General features: G+C 65.9%; 16 protein-coding genes. 7 read left to right on the top strand and 9 right to left on the bottom strand.

Annotated features, from left to right (window positions below):
- The first annotated feature begins 156 nt into the window (after positions 1-156).
- From AC25Y4_RS13220 to AC25Y4_RS13210, 3 genes are all read left to right on the top strand, one after another.
- On the top strand, positions 157-1,308 hold the full coding sequence (locus AC25Y4_RS13220) for a PLP-dependent cysteine synthase family protein (protein WP_488120876.1): 1,152 nt from the start codon (positions 157-159) through the stop codon (positions 1,306-1,308).
- 42 nt (positions 1,309-1,350) lie between these two features.
- Positions 1,351-1,620, top strand: coding sequence for an acylphosphatase (locus tag AC25Y4_RS13215; protein ID WP_488120875.1), 270 nt, complete (start codon positions 1,351-1,353; stop codon positions 1,618-1,620).
- Positions 1,621-1,795: 175 nt separating this feature from the next.
- A complete protein-coding gene (locus AC25Y4_RS13210; RefSeq protein ID WP_488120874.1) occupies positions 1,796-3,061 on the top strand; it encodes an HNH endonuclease signature motif containing protein in 1,266 nt (421 codons plus the stop codon).
- Between the two features lie 113 nt (positions 3,062-3,174).
- On the opposite strand, the gene AC25Y4_RS13205 is transcribed toward AC25Y4_RS13210, so the two are convergent.
- Positions 3,175-3,624: a DUF2975 domain-containing protein gene (locus AC25Y4_RS13205; protein ID WP_488120873.1), complete on the bottom strand. Its 450-nt coding sequence runs from the start codon at positions 3,622-3,624 to the stop codon at positions 3,175-3,177.
- A gap of 368 nt (positions 3,625-3,992) precedes the next feature.
- Here AC25Y4_RS13205 and AC25Y4_RS13200 point away from each other — a divergent pair, with 368 nt between their 5' ends.
- Positions 3,993-4,280 (top strand): hypothetical protein, encoded by a 288-nt coding sequence (locus AC25Y4_RS13200; RefSeq protein ID WP_488120872.1) that lies wholly within the window; start codon positions 3,993-3,995, stop codon positions 4,278-4,280.
- 414 nt (positions 4,281-4,694) lie between these two features.
- Here AC25Y4_RS13200 and AC25Y4_RS13195 read toward each other — a convergent pair whose 3' ends face one another.
- The 7 genes from AC25Y4_RS13195 to AC25Y4_RS13165 form a co-directional block, all read right to left on the bottom strand.
- Positions 4,695-6,356, bottom strand: a complete 1,662-nt coding sequence (locus tag AC25Y4_RS13195) for a DUF7059 domain-containing protein (protein ID WP_488120871.1) — start codon at positions 6,354-6,356, stop codon at positions 4,695-4,697.
- 224 nt (positions 6,357-6,580) lie between these two features.
- Positions 6,581-8,119: an FAD-dependent oxidoreductase gene (locus AC25Y4_RS13190; RefSeq protein WP_488120870.1), complete on the bottom strand. Its 1,539-nt coding sequence runs from the start codon at positions 8,117-8,119 to the stop codon at positions 6,581-6,583.
- Positions 8,055-8,984 (bottom strand): methyltransferase domain-containing protein, encoded by a 930-nt coding sequence (locus tag AC25Y4_RS13185; protein ID WP_488120869.1) that lies wholly within the window; start codon positions 8,982-8,984, stop codon positions 8,055-8,057. Before AC25Y4_RS13185 ends, AC25Y4_RS13190 begins: the two co-directional genes overlap by 65 nt.
- Before the next feature lie 3 nt (positions 8,985-8,987).
- Positions 8,988-10,505, bottom strand: coding sequence for a type III polyketide synthase (locus tag AC25Y4_RS13180; RefSeq protein ID WP_488120908.1), 1,518 nt, complete (start codon positions 10,503-10,505; stop codon positions 8,988-8,990).
- The gene (locus AC25Y4_RS13175; protein WP_488120868.1) at positions 10,502-11,332 is read right to left on the bottom strand and encodes a phosphatase PAP2 family protein; all 831 of its coding nucleotides are present in this window, start codon (positions 11,330-11,332) and stop codon (positions 10,502-10,504) included. The genes AC25Y4_RS13180 and AC25Y4_RS13175 overlap by 4 nt, the downstream gene beginning before the upstream one ends.
- Before the next feature lie 86 nt (positions 11,333-11,418).
- The gene (locus AC25Y4_RS13170) at positions 11,419-12,336 is read right to left on the bottom strand and encodes an NADP-dependent oxidoreductase (protein WP_488120867.1); all 918 of its coding nucleotides are present in this window, start codon (positions 12,334-12,336) and stop codon (positions 11,419-11,421) included.
- A gap of 63 nt (positions 12,337-12,399) precedes the next feature.
- A complete protein-coding gene (locus AC25Y4_RS13165) occupies positions 12,400-13,275 on the bottom strand; it encodes an NAD-dependent epimerase/dehydratase family protein (protein WP_488120866.1) in 876 nt (291 codons plus the stop codon).
- A 110-nt stretch (positions 13,276-13,385) separates the two neighbouring features.
- Here AC25Y4_RS13165 and AC25Y4_RS13160 point away from each other — a divergent pair, with 110 nt between their 5' ends.
- From AC25Y4_RS13160 to AC25Y4_RS13150, 3 genes are all read left to right on the top strand, one after another.
- Complete coding sequence (locus tag AC25Y4_RS13160) at positions 13,386-13,811, top strand: winged helix-turn-helix transcriptional regulator (protein ID WP_488120865.1); 426 nt, start codon at positions 13,386-13,388, stop codon at positions 13,809-13,811.
- Between the two features lie 127 nt (positions 13,812-13,938).
- Positions 13,939-14,385, top strand: coding sequence for an Hsp20/alpha crystallin family protein (locus AC25Y4_RS13155; RefSeq protein ID WP_488120864.1), 447 nt, complete (start codon positions 13,939-13,941; stop codon positions 14,383-14,385).
- Between the two features lie 225 nt (positions 14,386-14,610).
- Entirely contained in the window at positions 14,611-15,543 is a 933-nt protein-coding gene (locus AC25Y4_RS13150) for a phosphodiesterase (protein WP_488120907.1), read from the top strand.
- Here AC25Y4_RS13150 and AC25Y4_RS13145 read toward each other — a convergent pair.
- Positions 15,524-17,353 (bottom strand): stealth family protein, encoded by a 1,830-nt coding sequence (locus tag AC25Y4_RS13145; protein WP_488120863.1) that lies wholly within the window; start codon positions 17,351-17,353, stop codon positions 15,524-15,526. The two genes, AC25Y4_RS13150 and AC25Y4_RS13145, sit on opposite strands and share 20 nt — an antisense overlap.
- Between the last annotated feature and the right edge of the window lie 105 nt (positions 17,354-17,458).

The raw sequence follows: 17,458 nt of genomic DNA, 5'->3' as shown, positions 1-17,458 counted from the left end.
AAGAAGTTGGCCGTTGTTCTAATAGCGAGCATTTGGCATCGTTGACAGCAGTCCCGGGAAACATCGACTCGGAGAAGACTGGTCTGTGACGAACCGGTACCCGCTGCGGTATCCGCTGCGGTATCGGAATGTCGAGCCGGAAGGAACTGCTCCACCATGCTCTCCGATACTCACCTCTGGGTGACAGAGGCCCTCCGAAAACTCGACGCCAATGCGGCCGGCAACGCGGCTGAGGCGGCTGCGGGAACGGCTGCTGGCCCGGCGGCTGGTAGCGCGATTGGCGCGGGCGACGTCGTCTCCCTCCCCGAGACCCCGCTGCGCGTCTTCCCCCTCCCCGCCTCCTGGGGTATCGACCTCTATTTGAAAGACGAGTCGGTGCATCCAACGGGTTCACTGAAGCACCGCCTCGCGCACTCCCTGCTCACCTTCGCCCTCGTCAACGGCGACCTCGACCAGAACACAACGCTGGTCGAAGCATCCAGTGGGTCCACCGCCGTGTCTGAGGCGTACTTCGCCCAGCTGCTCGGGCTCGATTTCGTGGCCGTGGTTCCCGCGACCACCAGCACGTCGAAGCTCGCGCTCATCGAGCAGTACGGCGGAACCTGCCTGCTCATCGCCGACCCGAATGACGTCTACGCGGAGGCTGAACGCTTGGGCGCGCGGGACGGCTGGTTCTATTTGGATCAATTTACCAACGCATCCGTTGTCACCGATTGGCGCCGCAACAACATCGGCTCTGCGATCTTCGACCAGCTCGCCGGCGAGCGCTTCCCTGAACCACGCTGGATTGTGGTCGGGGCCGGCACCGGCGGCACGAGCGCCACGATCGGCCGGCACTGCCAGTACCGCAAGGCGCGCACGCGAGTCGTGGTCGTCGACCCAGAGGGCTCGGTCTTTGCGAGGGCGTGGGCAGAGCGGTGTCGGGACATCACCGGTACCGCCTCGCGCATCGAGGGCATCGGGCGCCCGCGGGTGGAGCCGTCGTTTATTCCTGCCGTGATCGATGAGGTCATGGAGGTGCCGGATGCCGGATCCATCGCCGCCATGCGCCTGCTGGCCGACGTGATGGGCATTCAAGCCGGCGGATCGACGGGCACCAACCTGTATGGATCGTTCCAGCTGATTGAGCGGATGCTCGCCGCCGGCGAGACCGGAAGCGTCGTCACCCTGATCTGCGACGGCGGCGACCGCTACCTCGATTCGTACTATTCGGACGACTGGGTCGCAGCCAGGGGCTTCGACCTCGCTCCTCCCACCGCGCAGTTGCGGGCGTTCCTGGCGTCGGGAACGTTCTCGGCGGCAGAGTAGCGCCGCCAGCCCCGCCTGGCAGAAGCGGAGCACAATGGGTGGGTGATCAGACGACATGTGATTGTGCATGGCCAGGTTCAGGGCGTGGGTTTTCGGTACACGACCAAGCAACGGGCCGTGCGCCTCGGCCTCTCCGGATACGCGCGCAACCTGCCAGACGGAACCGTCGAGATCGAGATCGAGGGCACGGAACCTGCGGTCGCGGCGATGCTGGAGTGGCTCGACGGTGGCCCGCAGGCCGCGGAGGTCTCGTCACTGGTCGTGACAGAGCTGGAGCCGACCGACCAGGCAGGGTTCGACGTTCGCGCCTGATCCCTTCCGTTGGTCGAGGAGCGAGCGCCAGCGAGCGTCTCGAGATCCCCCTGCCCGGTGCGCGACATGCTCCTCCACAGGGCGTCGCTCCTGGCACTTATCCACAGCACAATCGCAGATCAGAGTCGATTTATGCCGCCTTAGAATGTCGGTGGTACCGAGGATAATTCAGGGTATGAACCCCCTTCTGAAACAACTCGGAATAGAAGTCGACGAGGTCGCCAGGTTCGACCGCCTCCTCGCCACGACCGCCGCGGCACGAGCCGTCGCAATCGATCGGGCTCGTATGACCAGCGAGTCCCTGACTACCGCCCCAATCACAGTGCCGTTGGCCGAACAGGCTTGGGCCAACGAACGTGTGCTGGTGACCGAACTGTCCTGCGCGTTGCGTATCCCTGAACGCACGATGGAAACGATGATCGCGGTCAGCCGCATCCTCGTGCACGATCTGCCCGCGACGCTGAGGGTGTTGCAGACCGGGGAGATCAGCTACCGGCACGCCAGCACCCTCGTGGACCAGACGGCCGGTCTCTCCCCGGAGCACACGGCAGCGCTCGAAGCGGCGGTACTGCCCGATGCCGGCAGGCTCACCGTGTCGAAGTTCGCGCAGAAGACCCGCAGGGTGCGGGAACGACTCGACGCCGAATCGATCACGATCCGGCACGAGCGCAGCGTCGCAGACCGGGCGATCTTCTTCGAACCGGCCAGCGACGGCATGTGCTGGGTCAATGCATTCCTTCCGGCGGCGCAGGGTCAGGCGATCGTCACCCGGGTGACCAATTTCGCGATGAGCCTGCAGGGCCCAGACGAATCCCGCACGCTAACGCAGCTGAAGGCCGACGCGTTCGCCGACCTGGTGCTCGATGCCGACGGCGGCACCCGCGGCATCAAAGCCGACGTCGTCCTCCTGGTTCCGGCGCTGACACTCCTCGGCCGAAGCGACGAGCCCGCCGTGCTGGAAGGTTACGGGCCGATCGACCTCGACGCCGCCAAAGAACTCGTTGGCAACGCGACGAGCTTCCTTCGCATCCTCACCCATCCAGAGACCGGTGCGTTCCTCTCCGTGGGGCGGGAGCGCTACCGGCCACCCGCCGGCCTCCGCACGGTGTTGCAGCTACGGGACGCAACCTGCCGGTTCCCCGGGTGCAACCGTGCGGCCAGACAGTCCGACCTCGACCACACCGTCCCGTTCGAAGAGAACGGCCAGCGAGGCGAGACCGACCTCACGAACATGGCCTGCCTCTGCGCGAAGAACCACCGTGACAAACACGAGATCGGCTGGCAGGTCAGCCAGAACGACGACGGCATCCTGCACTGGACATCGCCAACCGGCCACAACTACGACACCGAACCCGAGCATCAGATCGGGATTGGAACTCCGGCCGAACCAGCAGCTGTCATTGCCACGGCCGAACTGGACACGAGCATCCCGCCGTTCTAGATCCATCGCTTGTTGCCCATCTGGATAAATGGCTGCGGCCCGGCCGCCTCCTCACCGACAAAGGAGGGCACCGAAGAAGGAGGGCACCGAAGAAGGAGGCACCGGCGCGCTTTCTACCGCCTGGTCCCCAGGAATACGACAAGCGATCCCACGGCAAGCAGCGCAATGACGCCACCAGCGATAAGTCCCAGCATCACTCCCGGCGTCGTGTACCCCATCACGGTCAGGGCAATGAATGCAGCCACAACCAGCGCGATGAATGCCAGCAGGAAGTAGACCATTGCGCGCAGCCATCCGTAAACGGAAGCGTCGAACCGGTTCTCCCTGGCATGGATGACCAGTCGCAATCCGATGAGGGCAACGGCTTGCCAGCAGGCGATCGCGGCGATACCCCACACGATGGCTGGGACAGCGAGCGGTTGAACTTCCGGGAACGTTGCAGCCACCCGCCCCACCGCATAAGGGAGAACCCATGCCTGCGCGAATACGGACCCGAGCAGAAACACCCCGAGCAGAAAGACAAGGAGAAGTGCGGCTGGTACGAACGAGGTTCCGCGACGCATCTATGCCCCCTGTCGCCGCGGTACTGCGGTACTGCGGTACTGCGGTACTGCGGTACTGCGGTANGACCCGAGCAGAAACACCCCGAGCAGAAAGACAAGGAGAAGTGCGGCTGGTACGAACGAGGTTCCGCGACGCATCTATGCCCCCTGTCGCCGCGGTACTGCGGTACTGCGGTACTGCGGTACTGCGGTACTGCGGTACTGCGGTCACCGACAGCATTGCAGAACCCACGATGAATCGCTGTAACTGCTCGCAAGCAGATGAACAATTGGTTCGTAAGCAGATGAACAATTGGGGTGGCATCCGCTGGATTGAGTATTCGGAGGTGCGGCCCTCGGTAGGCTGAGGCCACCTGAGGGGGGAACTGATGGATACTGGCGTTCGGATTCTGGTCAGTGCACCCATCTCTGCGATGGGGTTCTCCGGACTGGTCGGCGAATTCGCGGGGTCGGTGCTGAGCGCGGTCGCCCTAGCTGTTGCGCTTGTCGTCATCTTCCTCGTCTATCGACTCGCCTCCAATTGGATTGTCACTCGCGCGTGGAATCGAGCGGCCCGCCGACAGAAGCGCGCGGACTTGTACGTTCGGGAGTCCCTCCTGTGGGACGGGTACAGTGATTCTGATGTTGACGATGCCATCGAGCACTCGCGCACCTGACCTGACCTGAGCTGAGCTGAGCGCTGGTTTCGTGCTCAAGCGTGGCGCCGAATGTTCCCGTCCAACGCTATGACGCTAGTGCGCAAGGACTATTTGCATCGGCGTCGCGGGCGACGTGACTCTTCCGCAGCCCGATCAGCTCATCGGTTTCGAGCGGTGTCGAACCGCTGGCGCGGCATGGTGGAACACGTGAATGCTTGTTTCGGCGCGCAGCTAAGTCTGGGCGCGCGATATTCACTCAGGCGCGTGCTTTATCGCGCGCCTGAGGGAATACCCCGCGCCCAGCCCGAAGTCACGAAGGCCGTTTGCCTAACGGACACTACCGCCCGCCGCCTGCCGCCTGCCGCCTGCCGCCTGCCGCCTGCCGCGATGGTTCCTCAACTACGAACCCGCTCCGTCGCGGGTCGCTACCGACTACTCGGTCGGCGGCCGCAGGAACCCGTCGTCGATCAGATCGCGGAGGCGCGGCAGCAGATCGTCGGCCAGCGCATCCTCATCGACCTCCAGCAGTTGGGCGAGCGCGCCGACGATGGCGCCAACGCTGAGGTCACCGTCGCATGCACCGATGAGTGCGGCAAGCGCGGTGTCGAGCGGAACCGACCGACCGAATCCGGCGCCCTGATGCAGGGTCATCAACGTCGGGTCATCGTTGCCCGGCCAGTAGTGGCGTTCCTCGGTGACATCGGGTGCGACCGTGAGGTGCGCGTGTGACAGGGCGGCGTCATCCGCTGCAGTCTGCCAGTCGTGTGCAGCCAGGCAGTCGGCCAGGTACGCGCCGAGGCCAGAGGAATTCTGCCCGAGCGAGCCGTGCAGGCGCTCGAGGCGGCGGAACGGCGCGACAACGGATGCCGACGCTGATGCCGCTGCCGCGGAGGACGACGCTGCCGGTGCCCGCAGCAGCATGTAGCCGAAGCCGACTTTGGCCACGTCGCGCGCGGCGAAGTCGTCGAGCCAGGCGTTGTACAGCCGGTCGAAGTCGGGGGTGTCTGGGCGGGTGCCGCCGTCGCGAATCCAGGTCTCTGCATACTCGGTGGGGAGCTCGACTTCGCGTTCGATGATCCACGCGTCGAGGTTCCCAGACTCCGGACGATCGAGCCAGGCCGTCATCCGGTCGAAGGCGTCGACATCCGTTCGGTATTCCCAGTTGCCGAGCAGCTGAGCGACACCGCCTGGCGTCAGGTGGTCGGCCGCGCCGGTCACGACGGCCTCGACGATCGCATCGCCAACCAGGCCGCCGTCGCGGTACTCATAGCTCGGCACACCCTCGGTGCGCGGGGTGATGACGAATGGCGGGTTCGAGATGATGTGGTCGAAACGCTCCCCCGCGACCGGCTCAAACAGGCTGCCGAGCCGGAATTCAATGTTCGTGATGCCGTTCAGCTGCGCATTCAGCGCGGCCAGCTCGAGCGCGCGCTCGGAGATGTCGGTGGCAACAACCCGGTCGGCGTGGCGGGCGGCGTGCATGGCCTGGATGCCGCATCCGGTACCAAGATCGAGTGCCGATTCAACGGATGTCGGCAGCACCAGCCCAGCCAGGGTGAGCGATGCGCCACCAACCCCAAGTACGTGGTTCTCGCCGAGCTCGTGGCCGAGCGCGAGCTCGCCGAGGTCGGAGGCGATCCACCAGCTGCCGGCACCGTGCGCGTCGATGAAGCTGTACGGGCGGAGGTCGAGCAGCGGGCGGAGGAGCGCGTTGTCGTCGGTGCTGACGACGCTGTCGGCACGACCGGCGCTGTCGGTGCTGTCGGTGCTGTCGGTGCTGTCGGTGCTGTCATTCTCAGCGGATGCGACGAGCCCCAGTTCCACGGCCCCGGCCACGCCGAGCGATGGCAGGGCGGCGGCGAGGTCGCCGCGGGTGACCGGACGCGCCAGCACGAACAGCTGCGCAAGCGTGGCAGACCGCTCTGGGCGGCCCAGTTTCTGACGGAGGGCGGCGAGCGCACGCTGGGCAGGGACCCGCTGATTGCGGTGGAGCGCGGCATCCGCTTCAACACCCCACAGCCCGGTCAGGGCGGTCACGGAATAGTTGGCGGCGGTCAGGTCAGCGCGCAGGAGGTCGATCAGTGGAACAGTCACGTATCCATTCTTCTGCACCCGGCGCCACCGCGCGCACCGGACGTGGCGGCCAGCGCTGGCGTCGCGCGGACTGCATCCGCGTTGAGCGCGCCCGTCGTGGCTGAATGCGCCCGCTGTGGCGGGCGCGACTCTCCAGAACGGGCGCGGTCACGGGCGCGGTGACGGACCCCGGGGCTGGGAAAGGCGCCTGCGCCTGCGCCTGCGCCTGCGCCAGCTTCAGCCCCTCACAGCCAGCGCATCGTGAAGGCCCTGGCCAGCACAGCGTCGGCGGGCGGAACCGCCAGCATCCGCACGAGCCCGTTGCGCGCCCGCAGCTGCAGACCGTCGCTCGGACGCCCCATCGCCATATTGAACCCGGCCTGCCGCATCGCCATTCGCGCCTTGGCCCGCCGATGCCGGTCGTAACTCCGGAGTGCAGCCACGTCATCGGCCGCACCCATGCTGCCCGCACCCATGCTGCCCGCACCGGCCGCGCCATCCGCACCACGCGCACTGCCCGCACCGACTGCACCACCACTGCCGCCGCCACCACCGCCGCCCGCAGCAGCACCAGCACCGCGCCCGCCGGCATCCTCACGCACTCCCTGCTCCAGTGCCGGCGCCAACTCCACCGCGTCGAGCCAGCCCAGGTTCATGCCTTGCCCGCCGATCGGACTGATCTCGTGCGCCGCATCCCCCACCAGCACCGTGCGTCCGGACACCATCCGCTCGGCCAGCCGTTGCCGCGCTGTGAACGCGCTTGGGGCATCCGTCGTCTGCGGTACCGCGATGCCGGTACGCGAGCGGATGATGCCAGCCAGCTCAGCGGCGCTCGCCCCGGCCTGCAGCCCATCCGTGAGCGCCACCCACCGTCGACGGCCGCCGGGAAGAGGCAGCGACTCCACCACCCCGCCCCGCTCGAAGTAGAGCACGGCGACCGACTCGAACGCGGCATCCGCCGGAAAATCGGCCATCAGGTACGTTTCGCTCCGGCCATACTCCTGCCAGCGGATGCCGGCCGCGGTGCGCACCGAGCTGCGTGCGCCATCCGCTGCGACGATGAACCGGGCCTCCAGGGTGTCCACCGCGTGCGATGCAGTGTCACCGGCCGCGACTCCGGTACCAGCCCCGGCGGTGGCTCCAGCGGTGCCTCCGATACCAGCCCCGGCGGTGGCTCCGTTACTAGCTCGATGACCAGCTCCGGCGGCGGTTCCGGCACCAGATCTGTCACCAGCCCCGACAGCGGATGCCTCACCAGCCCCGGCCACCGGCTCAAGCGCCCCCGCCTCAGGCGCCACCACCTGCTCAAGTGTCACCGCCACCCGGTCTGGCAGTGTTCTGATCGCCGCCGCACGCACTCCCCTGCGCAGCGCACCGGGCTGCAACGCCTCGAGCCGGGCAGCCAGCAACTCCTCTGTGACATGCTGCGGCAACGACGCCACGAACTGATGCTCCGTCGGCAGCCGTTCAAACGACAGGGCGCCGAGCCGTGCACCGCCGCTCCAGACCTCGCCGTTCCGAATCCGAGCGGCATCGGCCAGTACCTCATCGAGCACGCCGGCCTCCCGCAACGCAACCAGCGACGGCGGATGTATGCCGATCGCCCGCGACAATCTGGCCGGCGCCTCCCGCTGCTCGACGACCTGAATGTCGAGGCCACGCCCAGCCAGCAGGCAGGCCAGCAGCATCCCGACGGGGCCGCCGCCCACGATGATGACGTCACGCATGAGGTGCGCCGCTGTCCAGCTCACGCTCCGCGCCGTGCTGCGTGCTGTCCAGCTCACGCTCCGTGTCATCCTGCGTGACGTCCACCGTGCCACGCTCTGCGCCGTTCTCCGCACCACGCTCCGGGTCACGCTCAATGCGGTCCGGCGCCCATCGCAGCACCAGCCGGGACGGCACCTCGCGCGTCACGCGCCAGCCACTCCCGATGCCGCCACGGCCGCCGCCACTGCCGCTGAGACGACTCCCGTCCCGCTCGCCACCAGCACCGCCCACACCCGCCGCAGCGCGCAGTCCCGCGCGCAGTTCGTGCGCCGTGTAACTGCGCCTAATTGAGGTGAGTCCGTCCTCACGAATAAATGAGTTCCGAAACAGCGGCCAGGTGCCGAGCCCGAATCCGAGGTACCCCCACAGGCTGCGCTCGATGTCGGAGTGCAGCACCTGTCGGCGGCAGAGCAGCTCTGAGTCGAGCATCAACGCGCCCAACTGCTCTGCACTCAGGTGGTGCAACACGTGGTTCGAGATCACGAAATCGAAGCGTTCACCCCGCGCCACCAGGTCAGAGCTGAGCTCCCGGCGAAAGCTGAGCCCCGGCATCGTGGGCTGGCTGGTCGCGAAGTCGTGCGCCCTGGTATCCGGGTCAACGGCGACGACGGTCAGCCGCAGCCGATCGCGCATCGCCCAGCGGGCCAGCGCCCGCGCCACATCGCCACCGCCTGTACCGATGTCGAGCAGCGTGCTCTGGTAATTCGCGGAGAGGGACGGGCGGATATCGCGCACGTACATCCGCCGCCACCCCGACAGCACGGCATTGATGTAGCGGAAGTTCTCGTAGGTGTTCCGCAGCCGTTCAGGGTCGCAGTCCGGTGAGTCCATGACCTCTTCGATGTCGTCGGCCCGCAGTCCGAGCGACGGAATCCCCCGCACGCCTTACCCGACGATGACGGTCATCAACGCGCTCTCGACGGTCAGCCCCGGGCCGAATGCCATCGCGCACATGCGATCGCCCTCGACGGTGTCGTCACTCTCGAGGATCGCTTTCATCACGAACAGCACGGTGGCGCTCGACATGTTTCCCCAGGTGCGGAGCACCTCCCGGGCCGGCACCAGTTGCTCAGCGCTCAGCCCCAGCTTCGCCTCTGTCTTGTCGAGGATGCTGCGTCCGCCTGGGTGGATGGCCCAGTGCGCGATCGCCCTGTCTAACGGCTGTTCCAGTGTCGCCGTCTGCCGCTCGCCGGCCGAGGGAGAGCGGAGCGCGGCATCGGCATCCGCTGCCATTGACAGGCTGCCAGGGGACGCAATCGCCCCCGGGGTTTCGCCCAGCACCTCACGCAGCAGCGCCGTGACCGCCAGGTCTGCCGTCGCCTCGCCGTTCGGGGACAGCGCGCCGACATCCGCTCTGCTGGCACCAGAGTCGAGGCTCGCGCCGAGCTCACTCTGCCCCTCGTCACCGACCCGGCCGTCGTCACCGACCCGGCCGCCGTCGCCGTTCCGCAGGGCGTCAGCGAAGACGCACAGCTCCTCGTCCTGGGCGAGCAGCGGCGCGAGCGCACCCTCGATGTGTTCGTCGATGATGTGCGGCACGTACGAGCTCAACACCATTTCGAAGCCGGCATCACCGATCTTCCACGCCATCGACTCCTCACCGACCGGCGTGATCACCGTCGAGAAATGGTCGAGCGTGAACGCCTTCTCCCCCGCAACCGGATGCCGGCCACTCACGATCGCTGCCCCAGCGCCGTCGCCGAACAGCGACGAGGCGACGATGGTGTCTGGATCGTTCGAGGTGCGAAGGTGCAGCGAACACAACTCGGCGCTGACGACCAGCACCACGGCGTTCGGGTCGGCCTCGACGAACTGCTTGGCTGTGCGGAGGGCCGGCATCGAGGCGTAGCAGCCCATGAAACCCAAGTGGTAGCGCTGGGTGGCCGGATTCAGGCCCAGCTCGCGCACCAGCATGAAGTCGGGTCCAGGAGCGTAGAAGCCCGTGCACGACACCGTCACCACGTGCGTGATGTCGGCGGCCTCCACGCCGGGGCACGCCTCGAGTGCGAGCCGCCCCGCCTCCACGAACAGCTTCGTCGCCTCGGTGATGTACAGCTCATTGCGCGCGCCGGTGCCCGGCACCAGCAACCGCCGCGTCTCCGGATCGAAGAACTGCGGCTCATGGTCACCCGCCTGGGCATCGAGCGTGAGCTCTTCGATCACCGTTCGCCGGGTATCGATACCCGACATATTGAACGAGGTGGTGACCAGCCGTTGGGCAAGCCGACTGAGATCAGGCTGCGCGGCGAACACGTCGCGTACCTGGTCCTGCACGAGAATTGTGGGAGGGACAGCAGTCTGCAGCCCTCTGAGCGTGACGACCATAGGGCCAGTGTTACACGCGACTTCCCGGGATGGTAGACCTGCCCCGCAACCGGCCTGCGGCGGAAAGGTCGGGGTCAGGGCAAGCGCGAGAACGTGCGGACGGCCATCGCTGCGAGCGAGAACCCCACTGCGATGATGGCTGCGACCCCGCCGATGTACGCGATGACGGTGTTCGGGTCGTCTTTGGCCGAGTTGACCAGCGTCAGCACGAACGCAATCACCGTGACCACCAGGAACGGCCCGATGAGCCAGATGAGCAACGCGATTGGTCGCGCAGCACGCACCGGCGCCCGCCCAGGAACCAGGACAGCCAACAGGAATCCCGCCGCGCACCCCCAGAACGCCACGACGAGAAGCGCCGCGATCACGTCGCTCGGCCGATGCCACTGATTGGCCAGCGTCGACACCCCCGCGACGACGGTATAGGCGGCGCCGAGTCCGGCCACTGCCGGCCTCGTTCGAGCGCTTGAAACCAGGAAAACAGCGAGAGCGGATGCCGCGGCAACCGTCGTATGCCCCGAAGGGAATGAGTTGTCGGCGAAGCCCTCAACACCGAAGTCCGGCCGGCTGAGAATCGCGTACTTCAGGATCTGCGTGGTGGCGGCAGCCGCTGCAGCCGCAGAAAGCGCGACGACCAGGGTGATCCAGTTGCGTCTGACCAGGGCAATAACGATGGTGAGCACGAAGCCGACGATGCCCGAAATTGCCGGCAGCGCATCGAGAATGCGCCGCGTGAACGGGGTGACGCTGCGCCAGCCGAAATCAGCGCCGTTGTAGGCGAGCTGGTCGATGAGCTGCCCGGCCTCCGTGCGCACGAAATAGACGTAGAGCACGATGAAAGCGGCAACGAGGCAAACGGCGGCGACCAGGTAACGTCCCGGCGAGTTCGTCTGGTTCTGGCGCACCCTTCAACCTTTGCACACCGAAATCGGTGATCGAGCCACCAGCCTCCAGCGGCGGCCCAGACCAGGCCCAGTCAGACCAGGCCCAGTCAGACCAAGCCCAGAACGACCTTGCCCCGCAAATGTCCGCCGATCAGGTGCGCGTACGCATCTTTCACGCGTTCTAACGGATAGACGCTGTCGATGGGGAATACGAGATCGCCCGCCGCGATGAGTTCCGCCACCTTCTCCAGTTCGCTCACGCCGGCCTGTGCGCCGCCGACACCCTGGATTCCAGCATCCGTTCGATGGCCACGCGCAGCGATGGTGTTGATGCGGTGCCCTGGCACGCCGAGCTTGAGTGCCGCGTCGATGCTGGAAGGGCCGTTGTTGTCGAGGGCCGCCGTGACGTGCGGCGCGACGGCGCGAATACGGTCGACCATGCCCTCGCCATAGGCAACTGGAATGATGCCGAGGCCGCGCAGGAAGTCGTGGTTGGCCTCGCTCGCCGTGCCGATGACGGTGGCGCCGGTGCGCTTTGCGAGTTGTGCAGCCAGCACGCCGACGCCGCCGGCCGCCGCGCTGACGAGCACGGTGTCGGCGGAGGTGAGTCCGAGCGAGCGCACGGTCGCCCATGCCGTTCTACCGACGATATCGAGTGCGCCGGCCTCGTCCATGCCGAGCGCCGGGGGCTTGCGAACGACCTGGTCGGCGTCGATGACCAGGTAGTCGGCCTGGGCGAACATCCGCTTGCCCCCCAGCACCTCGTCACCAAGGTCGAAATCGACAACGCCTGTGCCGATCTCATCGATCACTCCGGCGAAGTCATTTCCGTTACCGCACGGAGGCTCAGCGTGATAGGCGGCAGCCGTTGGCCCGCCGCGAAAGATCTTCCAGTCCACCGGGTTCAGGCCGGCAGAGTGAACGCTCACGCGCACTTCTCCTGGCGCAGGCGACGGCGGATCGTCATGCACGATGTGCAAGACCTCAGTGCCACCGAATTCGTCAAACCGCACGTAGCGAGCCATGCCGACAGCCTAGGCAGTGCTTTGTGCTTCGGCTAGGGCAGCCAGCACCGCGACGGCGAACGACTAGAGAGCCACCGGCGCGGCCACGCTCAATTCGGCTATGAGCGATGGTGCTGCCGGCCGCCAGCCGAGTTGTTGCCTGGCCGCGTCTCCCCTGGCCTGCTGGTCGAGCAACAGGGCGTCGGCGAACGCGCCTCCCAACCGCGCGCGGGTGGCATCGGCGCTCTCTGGCACGATCTCGCCCGTTGGCCCGACGACGGCACGTCCGAGTTCCCGCACCGTCGGATTCTCACCGCTTGCGCCGACGAACCGCGTGTTGCCAGGTGATGTCTCAAGCGCCCGCACGTACAGGTCGGCGAGGTCGTCGACGTGCACTGTCGCCCAGTGCTGGTCTCCGTTGCCAACCAGCGTGAGCGCGCCGCTCTGCGTGCGTGGTGCGTCGCGGATGATGCTGATCGGGATGCCACCGCCGTTCCCGTAGACGATGGCCGGCGACACCACGCTGGCTCTCACAGCGGATGCGAGGACTCGCGCTTCCCGTGCAGCTCGCCACTGTGTCAGTGCTGGCGGATCGAGGGGGCTGTCTTCGGTGATGGCCGCGTTGTCGCCCCATGACCAGATGCCACCCGTGTGGACGTACGGTTTTCCGGTGCCACCGAAAGCTGAGATCACCGCGTTCAGGATGGCGTCGTCAAACGCTGCGGCGCTGCCCTCCGCGGGGGCTGCAGCGTGAATGGCCCCGTCGACCTCACGCAAGCGGGCGACCAGCCACGCCTCATCCGTCACATCGTGCACGAGCGCCGTCGCCCCATCGGACGCGACTCTTTGGGCTGCCCCGTCGCTGCGCACGACGGCCGTGACAGTGTGTCCGCTCTGCTGGAGCCGTCGAAGAACCGCCGAGCCGATGTAGCCGGTGGCACCGGTGAGAAGAATATTCATGCCTGCATCCGTTCTGATTGTCGTTGTGGTGTTGATTCGTTGTGCTGTTGACCACTTTCGCCAATAGTATGAATTAGATACTGGATACTTCAACGGAAGTCGGTTACCCCTTGGATAGCATCGCGATCCCGAATGACACAGGCGCCGTGTCATACGACGCCCTCAAGCCGTCATGTCCGAGCCGCGTGATCCTCGGTCGCATCGGCGACAAGTGGACTCTCCAGGTCTTGCTCTCGCTGAACACGGGGGTGAAGCGCTTTTCGCAGCTCAAGAACGACATCGGCGTCGTGACACCGAAGGTTCTCACCGAGACGCTGCGCGCGTTGGAGCGCGACGGCCTGCTCAGCCGGGAAGTGTTCGCCCAAGTTCCCCCGCGCGTCGAGTACACCCTGACACCGCTCGGGATCTCACTGCTCGAACCCGTCCAGGCGATTCGAGTGTGGGCCGAAGCCAACGTGGAGCAGATTCTGGCGGCGCGCGAGCAGTCCGACGACGCTGGCCAGGCCGCAGCCTTGCGTTCGCTCAAAGCCAACTGAGAATTCGTCGTGTCCGTTGGCAGGCATCCGGCACCGGTGTTTAATTGTCAATAGTTGAGTCCCCTCGACTCAAGTTATTGACATGCGATTGAGAATCGGGTCTCGACCCGGAGCTAGGGAGTAGACAATGGCGAACTTTGACCCACTACGCGACATCGACCGTTTCGCGGGCGCACTGCTCGACAACCGACTTGGGCCGCGCCGGATGCCCATGGACCTGTACCGCGACGGCGATGTTTACCTGTTGAACGCCGACATGCCCGGCATCGATCCTGGTTCGGTGGACATCGATGTCGACGGTCAGCTCCTCACCATTCGTGCAGAGCGCACGCTCGCCAACCACGAGGGCGTCAAGTGGATCACGCGCGAGCGCCAGGCCGGATCCTTCCTGCGCCAGCTCCAACTCGGCGAAGGCGTCGATGTTGAGCGGATCAGCGCCAGCTACGCCAACGGAGTACTGAGCGTCACCATCCCGGTCAGCGAACGGGCGAAGCCACGCAAGGTGAAGGTGACGACCTCAAGCAGCGAGGGCGCGCTCTCGGTCGGCGAGAACAAGCCGCAGTCCGCCGAGTAGCCGGCACCGCTTTGCCAGCACCGCGAAAGCGCACTGTGTGTCGATCTGACATTGTCAGACAGACACACAGTGCGCCTTCGCGTGACGCACACAGTGCAGCAGGCGTACAGGCGCACTGCGCGTGGCGTACACCGGATGTTCAACTACCCGTGTTCGAATATCGGCAGTACCGTTAGTGCATCCGCGCAGAGTGTGCACGTGACAACGAATGGAATCTTCGTGAGCATGCGAACGGCCGAATACCCCAGGCCGGACCACTTTCTCATCCACCTCAGTGATACGCACCTTCTTGCAGGGGGCAATCGCCTCTACAACACGGTGGACAGCACGCGACACCTGGTTGAACTCTTCGCCGCTGTCGAATCATCGGGGAGCCGTCCAGAGGCGATCATCTTCACCGGTGATCTTGCCGATCGCGGCGAGCCAGGCGCCTACGACGAACTACGAGCGATCGTCGACCCCGTTGCCAAACGCCTCGGCGCCCAGGTGATCTGGGTGATGGGAAACCACGACGACCGCGCCGCGTTCCGCACCGGGCTGCTCGACCAAGGTCCGACGACAACCCCCGTCGACAGCGTCACAGAGATCAACGGCCTGCGCATCATCACGCTCGACTCGACTGTTCCTGGCGCGCACCACGGCGAGGTCACGCCTGCCCAGCTCGAGTGGCTCGATGACGTGCTTGCCGTTCCAGCGATCGACGGTTCCATCCTGGTCATGCACCACCCCCCGATCCCGAGCGTGCTCGACCTGGCGGTGTCCGTCGAACTGCGCGATCAGGGCCCGCTCGCCCAGGTGCTGCGAGGAACGGATGTCCGCAGCATCCTGGCCGGACATCTCCACTACTCGTCCACTGCGACCTTCGCGGGAATCCCCGTGTCCGTGGCATCCGCCACCTGCTACACCCAGGATCTCACCGTGCCCGTTGGAGGCACCCGCGGTCGCGACGGTGGCCGCGCGTTCAACCTGGTGCATGTGTACCCCGACACGGTGCTGCACTCTGTGGTTCCGCTCGGCAGCTACGAGGCTCTCGACTACATCGACGCAGACGAGAGCACTCGTCGACTGGCGGCATCCGGAATTCAGATCCTGCCGGCCGGATCGGTCCCGGTTTTCCGGGAACCGCCGATGACCCGGCCTATCCCTGTATTACGCTGATCGGCAGTGAACTGACCGGCGTCGAATCGCTGGCCGCGGTGCCCACTGCGGGCTCGCTGGCGCCACGAGAGTCGTCACTGGCCAGGCCAGGTGCGCTCACGCCATCGGCAAACCCGCTCGCGCTGGACTGTTCCACATGCTCCCATGGGGCAGGGAATGGGAAGTAGCGGTCGAGGAAGCTCGTGACGGCCTCGCGGCGCACCTCGTCGGAGATTTCGGGGAAGCTGCCGTCGTTCAGGCAGAACATGTCCTGGTCGCGCCGCTTCCGCAAACGATCCATCTGGTGCAGTGCACGCTTCAGCGTCGTTTCAACATAGAGCGAGCGAGCCTGGGTCTGCGCGACCGCGCGCCCGGTCATAAGCCCGTAGTAGTGGTACAGCGAGTTCGTCACCGAGATGTCGGTGGACGACCTGAACCGGCTGGCCGCCGTGCGGGCGAAGTCCTCGGGGAACTCGGCCTCCAGCTCGCGCATCACACTCTTCCGCATGGGAGCTGCCGTGTGCTCCAGGTGCCGGGTGGTCACCTTGCCAAAACGCTCGTGCAGCAGTGCGCGGTTGACGCGCGCGGCGTTTTCAAAGCCACTGCGCTCCGGCTGGTTCTCGCCGAGGCCGATGCGCGTTGACGCTTCGATGAACTTGGAGATGCCGCCGGGAGAGAAGAACAGGTCTGGCCCGATCGGACGACCGAAGAACATGTCGTCGTTCGAGTAGAGGAAGTGCTCCGCCAGGCCGGGGATGTTGTGCAGCTGGCTTTCCACGGCGTGCGAGTTGTGCGTTGGGAGCACGCTCGGATCGGCGAAGAACTCTTCACTGCGCATGATGGTGACCCGCGGGTGGTCGGCCAGCCATGCCGGTGCTGGCGAGTCCGTCGCGATGAAGATTCGACGGATCCACGGCGCGAACAGGTACACGCTGCGCAGCGCGTACTTCAGCTCGTCGATCTGACGGAAGCGGGCGTCGGAGTCGTCACCCTCTCCCACTACGTATGCCTGCATCCGCTTGGCGCGTTCGCGCTGGAAATCGCTGGATGACCCGTCGACCCAGGAGAAGACGAGGTCGATGTCGAAGCTGACGTCGCTGGCGAGGTCGTCGAACATGCTCTGGAAGGTGCGCCACGTGCGACCGTGCAGGTCGATCGTGGTCTCGCGGGCCTCTGAGCGAGGCAGCCGAAGCCGCATCAGCGCGTTCTCGACGGGGGCGATGATCTCGTCTTCGCCAAAGCGCCACAGTTCAAATTGGAAGGCGGTGTCCGCGCCGTAGCGCAGGCGACCGATCGGCTCGATCCGGGGGCGATACACCCGGAAGACGTTGGCTGAACGGTACGTGAGCAGCCCGTCGTCGGCGAGGAGCGCCGATCCGGTGTCGTCAGTGTGCGTGTCACCGTTCGGCTCGATGGTGACCGGACGCACGTAGAACGGCTCGTTGGCGAACTCCTCGGCGAGCACGCGGGTGATCTTCTTGCGCGCTGACCGATTGACGGCGATGACCAGCCGGCCGCCGTCGCCCCTGACGAGCAGGAATTCGATGCCGGCACGCGTCAGCGCGTCGTGTACGGCAACCAGGTCACTGACCATCGACTCGTGTGGCGTGAAATGCCCCTGCGACAGGGTGATCTCACCCTTCCGCACGACGACATCGTCTCGATCGAACCGGCGAGTTCTGGCATCCGTTGCCACCAGCACAAGTTCCGGTTCACGACTGAGGGACAGTACCGGGATCGCAGCTGTGTCAGTGCTCGCAGCATCAGCCTTGCGGAAGCCGTCGCCGTCGCCCTGAGGCGAGATGTCGTCTGATCGATCGATGGGTGCCATGGTCCTCCTGGAAGTGGAATCACGTGAGTAGGGCACAGTGTTCTGTGCCGAAGAATGTGCGTTCGATGGTGAACGTCGGCGCCGGGCGAGGGGTTCTGCGATTCC

The sequence above is a fragment of the Leifsonia sp. Y878 genome, from assembly GCF_057669685.1.
Note: the sequence above shows the minus strand (reverse complement) of the source record. Positions and strands in the feature narration are given on the sequence as shown.